At 71.8% G+C, this 14,598-nt stretch carries 13 protein-coding genes; 11 read left to right on the forward strand and 2 right to left on the reverse strand.

The window, feature by feature from the left end; translation table 11 throughout:
* Positions 1–34 precede the first annotated feature (34 nt).
* Together AC0VX6_RS06585 and AC0VX6_RS06590 are read left to right on the forward strand one after the other, a co-directional pair.
* Positions 35–874, forward strand: a complete 840-nt coding sequence (locus tag AC0VX6_RS06585; RefSeq protein WP_475467767.1) for a hypothetical protein — start codon at positions 35–37, stop codon at positions 872–874.
* 87 nt (positions 875–961) lie between these two features.
* Positions 962–1,231: a hypothetical protein gene (locus AC0VX6_RS06590; RefSeq protein ID WP_274976634.1), complete on the forward strand. Its 270-nt coding sequence runs from the start codon at positions 962–964 to the stop codon at positions 1,229–1,231.
* 117 nt (positions 1,232–1,348) lie between these two features.
* On the opposite strand, the gene AC0VX6_RS06595 is transcribed toward AC0VX6_RS06590, so the two are convergent.
* Complete coding sequence (locus AC0VX6_RS06595; protein WP_475467769.1) at positions 1,349–2,305, reverse strand: D-2-hydroxyacid dehydrogenase; 957 nt, start codon at positions 2,303–2,305, stop codon at positions 1,349–1,351.
* An 80-nt stretch (positions 2,306–2,385) separates the two neighbouring features.
* Here AC0VX6_RS06595 and AC0VX6_RS06600 point away from each other — a divergent pair, with 80 nt between their 5' ends.
* From AC0VX6_RS06600 to AC0VX6_RS06635, 8 genes are all read left to right on the forward strand, one after another.
* On the forward strand, positions 2,386–3,147 hold the full coding sequence (locus AC0VX6_RS06600; protein WP_475467771.1) for a FadR/GntR family transcriptional regulator: 762 nt from the start codon (positions 2,386–2,388) through the stop codon (positions 3,145–3,147).
* 106 nt (positions 3,148–3,253) lie between these two features.
* Positions 3,254–4,081, forward strand: coding sequence for a hydroxypyruvate isomerase family protein (locus tag AC0VX6_RS06605; protein WP_475467773.1), 828 nt, complete (start codon positions 3,254–3,256; stop codon positions 4,079–4,081).
* Entirely contained in the window at positions 4,078–5,073 is a 996-nt protein-coding gene (locus AC0VX6_RS06610; protein ID WP_302475387.1) for a 2-hydroxy-3-oxopropionate reductase, read from the forward strand. Before AC0VX6_RS06605 ends, AC0VX6_RS06610 begins: the two co-directional genes overlap by 4 nt.
* Before the next feature lie 156 nt (positions 5,074–5,229).
* A complete protein-coding gene (locus tag AC0VX6_RS06615) occupies positions 5,230–7,347 on the forward strand; it encodes a family 10 glycosylhydrolase (protein WP_475467775.1) in 2,118 nt (705 codons plus the stop codon).
* Positions 7,344–9,371: a beta-galactosidase gene (locus AC0VX6_RS06620; protein ID WP_475467777.1), complete on the forward strand. Its 2,028-nt coding sequence runs from the start codon at positions 7,344–7,346 to the stop codon at positions 9,369–9,371. The genes AC0VX6_RS06615 and AC0VX6_RS06620 overlap by 4 nt, the downstream gene beginning before the upstream one ends.
* Positions 9,372–9,483: 112 nt before the next feature.
* A complete protein-coding gene (locus AC0VX6_RS06625; RefSeq protein ID WP_475467779.1) occupies positions 9,484–10,767 on the forward strand; it encodes an ABC transporter substrate-binding protein in 1,284 nt (427 codons plus the stop codon).
* Positions 10,768–10,770: 3 nt separating this feature from the next.
* Positions 10,771–11,691: a carbohydrate ABC transporter permease gene (locus AC0VX6_RS06630; protein WP_274976642.1), complete on the forward strand. Its 921-nt coding sequence runs from the start codon at positions 10,771–10,773 to the stop codon at positions 11,689–11,691.
* Positions 11,691–12,569: a carbohydrate ABC transporter permease gene (locus AC0VX6_RS06635; RefSeq protein ID WP_274976643.1), complete on the forward strand. Its 879-nt coding sequence runs from the start codon at positions 11,691–11,693 to the stop codon at positions 12,567–12,569. Before AC0VX6_RS06630 ends, AC0VX6_RS06635 begins: the two co-directional genes overlap by 1 nt.
* Positions 12,570–12,572: 3 nt before the next feature.
* Here the strand turns inward: AC0VX6_RS06635 and AC0VX6_RS06640 are convergent, their stop codons facing one another.
* Positions 12,573–13,262, reverse strand: coding sequence for a GntR family transcriptional regulator (locus AC0VX6_RS06640; protein ID WP_274976644.1), 690 nt, complete (start codon positions 13,260–13,262; stop codon positions 12,573–12,575).
* 340 nt (positions 13,263–13,602) lie between these two features.
* On the opposite strand from AC0VX6_RS06640, the gene AC0VX6_RS06645 reads away from it, so the two are divergent.
* A complete protein-coding gene (locus AC0VX6_RS06645) occupies positions 13,603–14,331 on the forward strand; it encodes a CPBP family intramembrane glutamic endopeptidase (protein WP_274976645.1) in 729 nt (242 codons plus the stop codon).
* Positions 14,332–14,598 lie beyond the last annotated feature (267 nt).

Consider the following 14,598-nt stretch of genomic DNA (forward strand, 5'->3'; position numbering starts at 1 on the left):
GCGTGGCCGGACCCTTCGGAAGGGTGTGCGGAAGGTGAAACGGAGTACTCAGGACAGCGGAGGAAGTACGGGCAGGTCCACCAAGGGCGGGGGCGGGAAGGCCCGGGGCGACGTCGCGCCCACCGAGCGGGAGGCGGTGGCGGGGCCCGCGCGGGCCAAGCGGTCGGCGGCCGCGCCCAAGGCTCCCGAGCCCGAGGCCGCCGGGCCCGAAGCCACCGAGCCCGAGGCCGCTGAGCCCCGGGTCCCCGAGCCGGGCGTCGAGCGCACCGGCCGCCTCCCCGCGGCCGAGCGCCCGGTCCGCGCCCCCGCTGCCGAGGACCCGGACGTGCTCCTCGACGTCCCGGTGGTGAAGGTCGACGAGATCCAGTTGGAGGTCGAGAACCTGCGGGCCTCCGTCTCCCTCCAGGCCGAGGTGCTGGACCTGCTCAAGCTCAAGGTGGGCGCGGACGTCGAACTCGGACGCGTCAGCCTCACCCTCAAGGGGGTCGAGGCCCAGGCCCTGCTCAAGGTCCAGCTCGACAACGTCCGGGAGATCATCACGCGGGTCCTGCAGACCATCGACACCAATCCGCAGATCCTGGAGCACGTGACCCGGGGGGTGGAGTCCTCGCTCGACCAGGTGGCGGGCGGTGCGGGGCAGGCCTTGGGAGCCCTGGGCAGGGGCGCGGGCGGCGCGGTGCAGGACGTGGGCCGGGGCACCGGGAGCGCCGTGGAGGGTGTGGCCCGCGGAGCCGGGAACGCGGTGGAGGGCGTGGGCCGGGGCGCCGGGGAAGCCGCGCGGGGCGTCGGCCGGGGCGCTGGGAAAGCGGTGGAGGACGTCGGGGATGTGGCGGACGTCGGGGACGTCGGGGAGGACCCCGACGGCGCGGCGTAGAAGTAGGACGGCGGGAGACCCCGGGCCGGGGCCGCCGCGCCCCGGGCGGCCCGGAGCGCACCGTCCGGAGAACGGGAGGTGGGGGCCGTGGAGGATCGGACCGGGCCCGAGTACGACGTGGAGATCAGCGCCTCCGTGGCCGCGGACGAACTGACCTTCGGCGAGGTGCCGGAGGTCACGTCCCGGACTTGGGGGGAACCGGGCCGTGAGGGCACCTCCGGCAGCGAACGCTCGGGGCTTCCCCACGGCGTCCGCTCCGGGGTGGTGTACACCGACATCCGCGTCGACTACCGGCTCGCGAGCCGCCTCAGCCTGCCCGAGGAGGCGCCGCCGGACCCGGACGCCGAGCGGGAGTGAACGCCTCGCGGGACCGCCGCGGGAGGCCGGGAACCCGGGAGTCCGGTGTGCCCGTGCCGGTGTATCCGTGTCGCTGTGCCCGTGCGGGTGCGAGCCGGGACCGGTGCGCCGACCGGATCAGTACCCGGCGGACTTGTCGACCACGTTCACCAGCGGTCGGCCCTGCGCGTGGCGCTCCAGGTTCTCGACGAAGACGTCCACGCCCCGGCGCCGCGTCGCGGCGGTCGTCGCCCCGTTGTGCGGGGTGACGATGACGTTGGGCAGGTCCCAGAAGGGGCTGTCCGGCGGCAGCGGCTCCCGGCCGTGGGCGTCGAGCCCGGCTCCGGCGATCCACCCCTCGGTGAGCGCCCGCAGCAGTGCCCCGTCGGCCACGATCCCGCCGCGTGAGACCACGATGACGTACGCCGTGTCCTTCATCGCCCTCAGCTCCGCCTCGCCGAGGAGGTGCTCGGTGGCGGGCGTGTCCGGGGCCGTGACCACCACGAAGTCGGACTCGGCCAGCATGCGGTGCAGGTTCTCGGGAGGGTGGACGGCGTCGACGCCGGGGGAGGGGAGGTCGGTGCGGCGCCGCACCCCCACCACCCGCATGTGGAAGGCCCGTGCCTTGGCCGCCAGGTCGAGCCCGCAGTTCCCCAGGCCGATGATCCCGCAGGTGAGGCCGTTGAGCTCACCGTGCTGGAAGCGCTCCCAACGGTGCTCGGACTGGGCCCTGGCCCACCGGGGGGCGTCCCTGTTCAGCATCAGCATGAGCATCATGGCGTGCTCGGCCAGCGGGACCGCGCCGTTGCCCGCGGAGGAGGTCAGGACCGCGGGGTGCGCGTCCAGCCCGGCCGCGAGGTCGTTGTTCACCCCCGCCGCCCAGCTGTGCACCCAGCGCACCGCGGGAGCGAGGGCCAGTTGATCGCCGCTGAGGGTTCCGGCGATGACGGTCGCCGTCCCCAGGAGGTCGGTGCGGTCGCCGAGCCCGTCCACGAACTCCACCGGGGCGCCCGCGGCGGCCGCGCGGATGCGCTCCCTCTCGTCGGGCTCGAAGCGCCCGCTCACGAGTACTCGTCCGCGCTCGGGCACGAACATCACGTCCTTCGTACGCTCTGGTAATTTGTGGCCCGTATTGGTCCGACCGGTCAGGTGAGTATAGGGAAGGTGTGTGCCGGATGCCACAGGAGGGCCGTTCCGTCTTCCGCGCCGTCGAGCACGCCAAGGTCTACTCCTCGGTGGTCGACCAGATCCTCGCCGGGGTGCGTTCGGGGACCTTCCCGCCCGGGACGCCGCTGCCCGCGGAGCGCGTGCTGGCCGAGAGGTTCGAGGTCGGCCGCGGCTCGGTCCGCGAGGCGATCCGGGTCCTGGAGCACGCCGGGGTGCTCGACGTCCGCGTGGGCAGCGGGACCTACGTGGTCGGCGACGGGGGGTCGGAGGAGAACGCCCTCCGGGCCCGGGCCGCGGTCGCCGGAGAGCACAGCCCGCTCGACCTGATCGTGGCCAGGGCCGCCCTCGAACCCGTGTGCGCCGAGCACGCGGCCACCGCGAGGACCTCCAACGACCTGCGGGTACTCGAAGACCTGGTGCTCAAGCAGGAGCGCGTGCTCGAAGAGGGCGCGGACCCCTCGGCGGTGGACGCCGACTTCCACCTGGCGGTGGCGGCGTCCTCGCACAACAGCGTGCTCTTCGCCCTGGAGCGGGCCCTGGTCGACCTCATGCGCGAACCCATGTGGAGCGAGCTCAAGGGCCGCTCCCGCGGTCGGCGGGACCAGGCCCGGCACTACCTCGAACACCACCGGCAGGTCCTCGGCGCCATCGAGCGGCGCGACCACCGCCGGGCGCGTCAGCTGATGGCCGTCCACATGAGCGAGATCGAGACGGGACTGCTGACCGAGCTGGGCTCCGGGCGTGACCGGGCGGACGGGCCGGGCCGCTGACCCGTTGACACGGGACGCGGTACCCGTTTAGCTTCACCATCGGTCAGATGGTCGGACCAATTGTCAGAGGTCCGTCCGGTTTCCCACCGTGGTGAAGGAGAGAACCGTGGGCACACCCCGCTACGCCGTGAACTGTTCGATCATGATGAAGGACCGGCCGCCCGAGGAGAGGCTGGCGGCGGTCCGGGAGGCCGGGTTCGAGGCGGTGGAGTTCTGGTGGCCCTTCGCGGAGCCCGTTCCCGCCGAGGCCGAGGTCGAGTCCTTCGTCGACACGGTCCGCGCCTCGGGCCTGCGCCTGGTCGGGCTCAACCTCTTCGCCGGTGATATGCCGGGCGGCGACAGGGGCGTGGTCTCCTGGCCGGACCGCGCCGAGGAGCTGCGGGCCAACGCCGCGGTGGTCCGCCGGATCGCGGAGGCGCTGGGCTGCCGGTCCTTCAACGCCCTGTACGGCAACCGCCGCGCGGACGTGTCCGACGCCGAGCAGGACGCCGCGGCCGTGCGCGCCCTGGGCGAGGTCGCGGGCACCCTGGCCGAGATCGGCGGCACGGTGCTGATCGAGCCGGTCAGCGGCGCTTCGTCCTACCCGCTGCTCACGGCGGACGACGCCGTGGCCGTGATCGAGCGGGTCGAGCGCGAGACGGGCGCGGACAACCTCGGCCTGCTGTTCGACGTGTACCACCTGGCCGTCAACGGCGACGACGTCCCGGCCGCCCTCGCCCGGCACCGGGGGCGCGTCGGCCACGTCCAGGTGGCGGACGCGCCCGGCCGGGGCGCCCCCGGAACGGGCGGCCTCCCGCTGCGCGACTGGGTGGGGGACCTGGCCGGGGGCGGGTACGACGGCTGGACCGCGCTGGAGCACGCGGGCGAGGGACCCGACCCCTTCGGCTGGACGCGCTCGTCGGACCTGCCGGGCCTGCCCGGCGCGGCGGCGTGACCCGGCCGCGACGGCCGTCGCGGCCCGCAGAGCACACCCCGGCGGGCCGTCCGGCCCGCCGGACCGACAACGAATCGACCAAGGAGTCCGCAGTGAGTGTGCGAACGATCGCCTTCATCGGCCTGGGCGTCATGGGCGCCCCCATGGCCACCAACCTCGTCCGTGCCGGGTTCGACGTGGTGGGGTACAACCGCAGCGCCGCGAAGACGGAGCCGCTGGTGAGCGCGGGGGGCCGCGCCGCCTCCTCGGTGGCCGACGCGGTGGGCGGGGCCGACGCCGTCATCACGATGCTGCCCGACTCCCCGGACGTGGAGTCCGTGGTCCTGGGCGGGGGCGGCGCCCTGGAGCACATGCGGCGCGGTGCGCTGCTCATCGACATGAGCACGATCCGCCCCGACACGGCCCGCGCCGTGGCCGGGGCCGGGGAGGCCGCGGGGGTCGCGGTCCTGGACGCGCCCGTGAGCGGGGGCGAGCAGGGGGCGGTCGAGGCCAAGCTCTCGATCATGGTCGGAGGCGAGGAGCGGGCCTTCGCCCTCGCCAAGCCGGTGCTGGACGCGCTCGGCACGACGGTGGTCCACGTCGGTCCGGCCGGAGCCGGGCAGACCGTCAAGGCCGCCAACCAGCTGATCGTCGCCGGGACGATCGAGCTCGTCTCCGAGGCGCTGGTCTTCCTCCAGGCCCACGGCGTCGACCGCGACAGCGCCGTACGCGTGCTCTCCGGTGGGCTGGCCGGCAGCACGGTGCTCGACCGCAAGGCCGCGTCCATGCTCGCGCGCGAGTTCGACCCGGGGTTCAGGGTGGACCTGCACCACAAGGACCTCGGGATCGTGACGGCCGCCGCCCGCGAGGCCGGGGTGGCCCTGCCCCTGGGAGCGCTTACGGCCACCCTGATGGGATCGCTGCGCGCCCAGGGCCACGGTGCCCTCGACCACTCGGCGCTGCTGTTGCAGGTGGAGCGGCTGTCGGGGCGTGACGCGGACGCGCGGGACTGATCAGGGGTCCCTCGTAGGCACATTCGCAGGCACATTGTCAGTCTTGAAATCTTGACTGACAATGTGCCTATACTGTCCTGCCTCCGTCGCGGCGCGCCACCGGCGCGCGAGCCGAGCCGCGGCCGCGGCGGCCGAGCCGACGAGAGGACCAGCCACATGGCACAGGGTGTGACGGAGAGCGGGCCCGAGAGCGCGGCCGGCGCGCCGCGCGAAGCCGACTGGCATCTGGGCGCGACGCGCTGGACGCAGCTGACGCTGACCGAGAACGACCCCGGACGCTTCGACCCCGACTTCTGGATCCAGGTCATGCGTGAGACCAGGTCCAACGCGGCCTGCATCAGCGCGGGCGGGTACGTCGCCTTCTACCCGACCGACGTCCCCCACCACCACCGCAGCGTCCACCTCGGCGACACCGACCCCTTCGGCGCCCTGGTCGAGGGTGCGCGCGGCCTGGACATGCACGTCATGGCCAGAGTGGACCCCCACGCCGTCCACGCCGACGCCGCGAGCACCCACCCCGAGTGGCTGGCACGTACCGCCGACGGCAGCCCGGTGGAGCACTGGGGCTACCCCGGCATCTGGCTGACCTGCCCGTTCGGCCCGTACAACCGCGACTTCATCACCGAGGTCGCCCGCGAGATCGTCACCCGCTACGACGTGGACGCCGTCTTCGCCAACCGCTGGCAGGGCCACGGCATCTCCTACAGCGAGGCGGCGCTGCGCAGCTTCCGCGACGAGACGGGGTTCGACCTGCCGCGCCGGGAGGGGGACACCTCCGACCCTGCCTGGCGCGCCTACGTGGTGTGGCGCAGGCGCAAGCTGAGCGACCTGGTGAGCCTGTGGGACCAGGCGGTCCGCGACATCCGCCCGCACGCCCGCTTCATCCCCAACCTGGGCAGCATCGCCGCGCGCGACCTCGACCGCGACATGCTGGCCCGGCACTTCCCGTTCTTCCTCATCGACAAGCAGGGCCGTTCCGGGGTGGAGGCGCCCTGGTCGGCCGGGCGCAACGGCAAGCGCAGCCGGGCGGTCTTCCGGGACAGGCCGGTCGGACTCATCACCTCCATCGGTCCCGAGCACCACCAGCACCGCTGGAAGGACTCGGTCTCGCCCGGGGCCGAGACCACCATGTGGATCGTCGACGGCTTCGCGCAGGGCGCCTTCCCGTGGTTCACCAAGTTCAACGGCATGGTGCCCGACCGGCGGTGGGTGCGCCCCGTCGCCGAGGCCTTCGCGCTCCACGAGCGCCTGGAGCCCGAACTCGCGGGCCGCCGCATCACGGCGGACGTGGCGCTCCTGGAGACGGGCGGCCCCGAGAGGGGGCGCTCGCACGAGGACGGCTTCTACCACGCCCTGGTCGAGGCCCGCATCCCCTTCGAGCTCGTCGCCGAGCAGAACCTGTCAGAGAGCGAGCTGGGCCGGTTCAGGGTGCTCGTCCTGCCCGACGCCGAGCGGCTGAGCCAGGACCAGTGCAGCGCGATCCGGGCCTTCACCGAGTCGGGGGGAAGCGTCGTGGCCGCCCACCGCTCCTCCCTGGACGACGAGTACGGCACCCCGCGGGCCAACTTCGGACTCGCCGACGTGTTCGGCGTGGACCTGAGCATGCCGGTGCGGGGACCCGTCAAGAACAACTACGTCGCGCTCACCGGAGAGCACCCCACCACGGACGGATTCGGGGGAGCGGAGCGCATCATCGGCGGCACCGAACTCGTCGGCGTGACCGCCCGCCCGGGGACCGGCGTGCCCCTGCGCTTCGTGCCCGACTACCCCGACCTGCCGATGGAGGAGGTCTACCCGCGGGAGCAGCCCGCGAGCCCCGCCCTGGTCACCCGGGAGCTGCCCGCAGGCGGGCGCTCGGTCTACGTCGCCTTCAACCTCGGCTCGCTGTTCTGGGAGGCGCTCCAACCCGACCACGGGACGCTCGTCGCCAACGCCGTCCGCTGGGCCCTCGGGGGGCCGGAACGGGTCCGGGTCCGCGGACGCGGTCTGGTCGACCTCGCGCTCTGGGAGGACCCGGAGTCGGTCGCCGTGGTGATCGTCAACCTCACCAACCCCATGGCACTCAAGGGGCCCATGCGCGAGATCATCCCGCTGCCCGCGCAGAAGGTCTCGGTCGCCCTGCCGGAGGGCGCGGTGGGCGCCGACGCACGCCTCCTGGTCGCCGGGTCCGACGTCCCGGTGCGCGTGCGCGCGGGGCGCGCCGAGGTGACCGTGGACTCCGCGGACCTGCTGGAGGCCGTCCGCTTCACGTGGATCCGGGGTGAGCGGGCATGAGCGCGCACGACCTGTGGTGGCACCGGCCCTTCCAGATGTTCCAGACCAACCTCAGGGAGGTCGACGCACCCCTCGACGCCGAACGGGTCCTGGACTACCTGGAGGGCTTCGGTGCGCGCGCCTGGCTCCTCAGCGTCGGCGGCATCGTGTCCAACTACCCCACGGAGCTGGAGTTCCAGACCCGCAACCCCGCCCTGGACCGGCGGCCCTCGGGCGACCTCGTGGGCGACGCGGTGGCGGCGGCACGCGAGCGGGGCGTACGGGTCCTGGCCAGGATGGACTTCTCCAAGATCGACCACCGCCGGGCCGAGCGCCACCCGGAGTGGTGCTTCACGGGGGCCGACGGCACACAGCAGGTCTACAACGGCCTGACCAGCGTGTGCCCCAGCGGGGACTACTACCAGCACCGCCTCCTGGAGGTGGTCGACGAGGTCCTGGACCGCTACCCCGTCGACGGGTTCTTCTTCAACTGGATGTCCTTCAACGAGGTCGACTACAGCGGTGTCCACCGGGGGACGTGCCACTGCCTGCCCTGCCAGCGGGCGTTCGCGGCCTTCGCGCCCGGAGTCGAGATGCCCACCGGGCCCGCCTCCCCCACCTACCGGGTGTGGAAGCGCTTCACCGAGGCGGTGCTCGACGACCTGACCTCCCGCGTGCGCGACCACGTCAGCGCGCGCCGCCCGGAGGCGCCGCTCATCCTCGGCGACCGCGCCGACATCGTCTTCCACGAGGCCAACAACGCGGTCGGGCGGACCCTGTGGCACCACCGGACCGCCGAGCACGTCAGCGCGGCCCGGACGTACCGGCCCGGGGTACCCGTGCTCACCAACGCCGTGGGCTTCGTCGACATGCCCTACCGCCTGGCGGGCGAGGAGCCCCACCACTTCGCCCAGTACCTGGTCCAGGCCTTCTCCCGGGGGGCCAACCCCTCCACGTACATCATGGGGACACCGGACGACGTCACCTACGAGTGCCTGGACACGGCCGGTGAGCTGACCCGGTTCCACCGCGACCACGAGCGCTTCTACCGGGAGCTGGTGTCCGCGGCCCGGGTCCTCCTCGTCCGGCCGGACCCGCTCAAGCTCGCCCCCGCCCGGTTCGATGAGGCCGTCCACGAGTTCCGGGGACTGTACTCGTCACTCCTCGAACGCCACATCCCCTTCGACGTCCTGCCCGAGCCCCGGGTCCGCGACGTCGACCGCCAGGGCCGACTGGGGGACTACGGGCTGGTCGTCCTGCCCGACCTGGGGCCGCTGGACCAGGAGACGGTGGACGCCCTGGGGCGCTACGCCGAGGCCGGCGGCGGCGTGCTCGCCACCGGCACGAGCGGGTTCGACGGCGACGCCTCCCTGATCGAGGGCTCACCGGTGCTGCGCCGGACGGCGGTCCGGGACACGGTCGAGTCCGTGCGCTCGCTGCACCTGCGCCGCCCCGGCCGGGACGGCGCGCGACGCGGGGGAGACCTGCCCGTGGTGGGCGCCTTCCACGTGGTCGAGCCCGTCGCGGACGCCGACACCGACCTCCCGGTGCTGTCCCGGGCCCCCTACGGCCCGCCCGAGAAGTGCCACGGCCACCTCCTCCTCGACCACCCCGGCGCGCTCTGGCGCGCCCACGGGCGCGGCCGGGTGGCCGTGCTGCCCTGGACGCCGGGCAGGGCCTACCACCAGCTGGGCCTGAGCGGGCACCGCGACGTGTTCGTCGAGACCGCGCTGCGCGCGGCCAATGGCCCGGTGGAGGTCGACACCGACCTGCCCGAGCAGGTCGAGGTGGTCCTGGGGGTCTCCGCGGCCGGGGGAGTGGTCCACCTGGTCAACCACTCCGGCGCCGTGCCCCAGGGGTTCCGCACCCCGCTGCCGGTCGACGGGCGCCGCCTGCGGGTGCCGTGGTGGACGGGCCAGCCCGCCCGCGCCCTGCGCGCCGACACGGACCTGACGGTCGCGGAAGAGGGCGGCGAGGGCGTCGCGCTGCCCCGCGTCGACCTCTTCGAGGTCCTGGTCACGGAGCGTCCCGTCAACGCCCGGTAACTTTGTAAAACAAGTATTCATGAGTTATTGACTTACCAAATCAGCACCGGAAACATGTCCTGTGAAGCTGCACACTCACTGGGGTGACCTCCCCCGCAGCGAAGGGAACGTGATGAGAGATTTCGATCGGCGCGCATTTCTCGCGTTGACCGGCATGGGCGCGGTGGGGGCCTCCCTGCTCCTGTCCGGCTGTGGCGGCAGCGGCTCGGGGAACGGCCTCCGGTACGCCTGGTGGGGCAACACCGTCCGCCAGCAGAACTACACCGAGGCCCTGGAGGCGTTCCAGGAGGCCAACCCCGACATCACGGTCGAGCCGGAGTTCGCCGAGTACACCGCCTTCCAGGAGCGCATGACCACGCAGATGGCGGCCCGCAGCGTCGCCGACGTCTTCTGGATCGCCTCACCCCAGGTCCTGACCTACAAGGCGAACGGGCTGTACCGCAGGCTCGACGACATCCCCACCCTCGACCTCTCCGACTACAGCGCCGAGGACATCGAGTCCTTCTCCCTGGGCGGTGAGCTCCTCAGCATGCCGCACGGGGTCTTCGTCCCCGTGGTCCGCCACAACGAGACCTTCCTCGAAGAGGAGGGCGCGCAGATGCCCGTGGAGGACTGGACCTGGGACGACCTCGCGGAGTTCCTCATCGACTACAGCGCCAACAACGCGCAGGGGCGCCGGGGCGCGACCTACACACCCGACCAGGACATGGCCTTCGAGGCGTGGCTGCGCCAGCGCGGCCAGGACCTGTGGACCGAGGACGGGGGCATCGGCTTCGACGAGGAGGCCCTCGGCGAGTGGTTCGAGTGGTGGCGCGTCCTCCTCGACGAGGGGGCGGTCCTGAGCCTGGGCGAGCAGGAGGGCATGCAGCCCGACTTCTCCGCGGTCGGCGACCTGGTCCTGCTCAACTTCGGCAGCTCCAACCACATCATCGACGAAGCCGCCATGTTCCCCGACTGGAAGTACCGCCTGCGGTCCGTGCCGGTGGGCGCGGACGCGGCCGACGGACACCGCTTCCTCTACTACCCCCGGCTGGCCGTCTACCAGGGCATCGACGACGCGAACGTCGAGGCGGCGGGCAAGCTCATCGACTTCAACGTCAACAACATCGAGTTCCTGCGCACCGTCGGCCTCACCATGGGCGCGCCGCCCAACCCCCGCCTCCTCACCGAGGCCTACGACTTCGCCTCCGAAGACGAGAAGGAGATGCTGGCCGTGGTGGAGGCGGACCGCGCCGAGCCGCAGCGCCCCCGCTACGAGGCCCCGCCCGGGACGGGGACCTGGCGCGAGGCCATGTCACGGGCCTCGGAGAACGTCGCCCTGGGCAACGCCGGGGTCGCGCAGGTGACCGAGGAACTCATCGCCGAGATCCAGTCCGGCATCGACCGGGGGGCGTAGGGCGTGCCCCCCTCCACGAGAACCCGACGCCCCGCCGCGCCGTCCTCGCGGCGGCGGCAGGGCCGCGCCGCCTACGTGTTCCTCTCGCCCTGGCTGCTGGGCCTGGGCCTGGTGACGGCCATCCCGCTGGGCGCCTCGCTCTACCTCGCCTTCACCGACTACAACATCCTCAGCACACCGGCCTTCACCGGACTGGCCAACTTCGAGCGCATGCTCGGCGACGAACGCTTCTGGGCGGCCTCCTCGGTCACCCTCCGGTACGTGGTCGTCTCGGTGCCGCTCCAGCTGATGTTCGCCCTCCTGCTGGCCGTCATGCTCGACCGGGGGCTGCGCGGCCTCTCGTTCTACCGGGGCGCCTTCTACCTGCCCTCGCTGCTGGGCGCGAGCGTCGCGGTCGCCATCCTGTGGCGCGAGGTGTTCGGGCACAACGGCCTGGTCAACGACTTCCTCGGCCTGCTGGGCATCGAGGGGCAGAGCTGGCTCCAGAACCCGTCCACGGCCCTGTCCACCCTGATCGTGCTCAACGTGTGGACCTTCGGGTCGCCGATGGTGATCTTCCTGGCCGGCCTCCGGCAGATCCCCGAGGAGTACTACGAGGCGGCGCGCGTGGACGGCGCCTCACGCCTGCGGCAGTTCCGGCACATCACCGTCCCGATGCTGACGCCGATCATCTTCTTCAACCTCATCCTGCAGACCATCGGCGCCTTCCAGACCTTCACGCAGGCGCATGTCATCAGCGGCGGCACCGGGGGACCCGTCGACTCCACCCTCTTCTACACGCTCTACGTGTACCAGCAGGGGTTCAGGTCCTTCGATATGGGCTACGCCTCCGCGCTGGCCTGGGTCCTGCTGCTGGTGATCGGCGCCGTGACCGCGGTCCACTTCTTCCTGTCCAAGTACTGGGTCTTCTACGGAGACGACTGATGACCGAAGCCCCCACGGTCGCGGGCACCAGCGGTCCGCGGCAGCGCCGCCGCCGACCGCGGACCGCGATCCTCAAGCACGGCGCACTGCTGCTGTTCCTGGTCGTGATGGTCTACCCGCTGGTCTGGATGGTCGTCAGCGCCTTCAAACCCGCGCACCTGATCCTGACCGAGCCGGGCCTGGTGCCCACCGAGGTCACCTTCGAGAACTTCCGGGAGGGCTGGCACGCCCTCAACCAGCCCTTCTCGGTGTTCTTCGTCAACTCCCTCGTGGTGACCGTGGGCTCGATCCTGGGCAACCTCGTCTCCTGCTCACTGGCCGCCTACGCGCTGGCCCGGCTGGAGTTCAGGGCCCGGCGCCTCTTCTTCGGGATCACCCTCGTCACGGTGATGCTGCCGATGCACGTGCTCATCATCCCGCAGTACATCTTCTTCGCCCAGCTGGGATGGGTGGACACCTACCTGCCGCTGCTGATCCCCAAGCTGCTGGCGACCGACGCGTTCTTCGTCTTCCTCATGGTGCAGTTCATCAGGGGCATTCCGCGCGACCTCGACCGCGCCGCCGAGATCGACGGGGCCGGGCACTTCCGGATCTTCTGGCACGTGATCCTGCCGCTGATGCGCCCCGCCCTGGTGACCACGACGATCTTCACGTTCATCTGGACGTGGAACGACTTCTTCACGCCGCTGATCTACCTGACGTCGACGGACATGTACACCGTTCCGGTCGCGCTGAGCTCCATGGTCAGCTCGGAGAGCCAGCAGGGCATCGGGATGCTGTTCGCGATGTCCCTGATATCCCTGCTGCCGGTCATCCTGTTCTTCGTCTTCGCGCAGCGCTACCTGATCCGCGGGATGGTCACCAGCGGACTCAAGTGAGCCCTACTCGGCTCCGGCCGCCTCCCGGGTCCCCGCCTCCAGCAGGGACAGGAGGCGGCCGCGCGCGTGGTCGAGGTGCTCGGCCAGCCTCAGGCGCGCCGCCTCGGGGTCCTGCGCCCTGATGCTTTCCAGGATCGTCGCGTGCTCGTGGGCCACGGTGCTGCCCTGCGTGGACCGGTGCGCCTGGAAGCGGCCCATGGTCAGGTGCACCTCGCCCATGATCAGCTCGTGCATCCTGCTCAGGCGCTCGCTGCCCGCACCGGAGACCAGCGCGGTGTGGAAGGCGATGTCGGCCTCCACCTGGCGCTCGAAGTCGCCGTCCCTGGCCGCGGCCTCGATCAGCGCCTGCGCCTCCGTGGCCTCCCTCGGGACCGCCCCCTCGGCCGCCAGGACGGTGACCGCCGCGCTCTCCACCGTGCCCCGGCTGAAGAAGAGGTCGCGGATCTCGTCGGCGTGGAAGTCGGGGACCACCGCCGTCTTGTGGGCCGACCGGCGCAGGAGGCCGAGGGCGGTGAGCCGCTCCAGGCACGCCTTGGCTGTGGGGCGCGCGACGTCGTACTCGCTGGCGATCCGGTGCTCGGTGAGCTTCTCGCCAGCCGCGATCTCCCCGTTGACGATGCGAGCGCGCAGCGACTGGTAGAGCGCGTCGGTCAGGGACGAGGGGGCGAGGGTGAAGTTGGCCTGTCGGTTCACGTCTTCATCGTGCCACAGCCGCGCCGCTGACATATACATCTGTCTTACCAGTGCACTGGTAAGTCCTGATGAGAGCGTCAAACGTGTTCACTCTGTGACCGCCCGCACAGTGGCACGGTCGGGAAAGCGGCCCCCGCGGGGCCCCGCGCGCCGGGAGGGGAGGGCGCGAGGGGGCGCGGGTGCCCGTGTGGCACGGAGGCGCCCGCCGGCAGCCGCGTTCGCGCGGGAGCGGCGGATCCCGTCTTCCCCGCACGGCCGCACGGCGGGTCACCAGGGGAATGCCTACACCTTCCGCAGCCGGGTACTGGTACGCCCCGACAACCGAACGCAGGAAGGAAACATGTCCACCAACGCTGAAGCACACCCCGGCCAGCAGCCCACGGCCCCCGACGCACAGGGCGGGAGGCGCCGGGTCGGCTGGCCCGAGATCGTCGTCGGTACGGTCGTCGCCCTCGTGCTCTACGCCGTCGGAATCCTGCTGTTCCTCCAGATCCCCGCCGAGAGCGCGGAGCTCGGCGGCCTCGCCCAGTACGCGATCTCCGGGCTCGCCCCGCTCGGGGGCTTCGCCGCGGCGGTGCTCGTGCGCGTCCGCGGCCTCGGTCCGTTCGGTCTGCGGCGGGTCTCCGCCAAGTGGCTGGCCGTGGCGTTCGGGGCAGGGATCCTCATGATCGTGCTCAACATCGCCAGTACCACGGCGATCTTCCTCTACTCCGGCGCCCAGGACACCCAGGCCTCCTACCAGGCCGCCGCCGCGGGCGGCCTGGTCTTCTTCGCCGCCGCTCTGCTCCTCGGCGGGGTCCTGACGCCCATCGGAGAGGAGTTCTTCTTCCGAGGGGTGCTCGCCAACGCCCTGAGCCGGTACGGGCAGTGGGTGGCGGTGCTGGTCAGCTCCGCGGTCTTCGCGCTGGCGCACGGGATCAACTACCTCCTGCCGGTGGCCTTCGTCGCCGGTGTCATCGCCGCCGTGCTGCTCCACCGGACCAGGTCCGTCTGGCCCGGTGTCGTGGTCCACGTGGTCAACAACAGCTACTCGGTGGTCGCCCCCGCCGTCATGGCCCTCATGGTCTGAGAACCCGTCCGGCGACGGACGCGGGGGACTCCCCTGGCGGCCTCGCCGTGGAGCCCACCCTGCTGGTGGGCTCCACGGCGAGGCCGCCGCCGGTGTGCGCCCAGCGGTAGCCGGTTTCCGGTCTGACGTGAATGGTTTTTCCTGGCTGTCGAATAAAGGATGCCCGCGTGTTCGCGTGCTTCTTTTCGGGTGGACCGGGTTTGCGCGATGCCGTTATTTCTTCAGGTGATAACCAGGGTTTTGGTCAGCGTTTATATCCCTGAGGTT

This window comes from Nocardiopsis sp. iso_25, assembly GCF_056173305.1.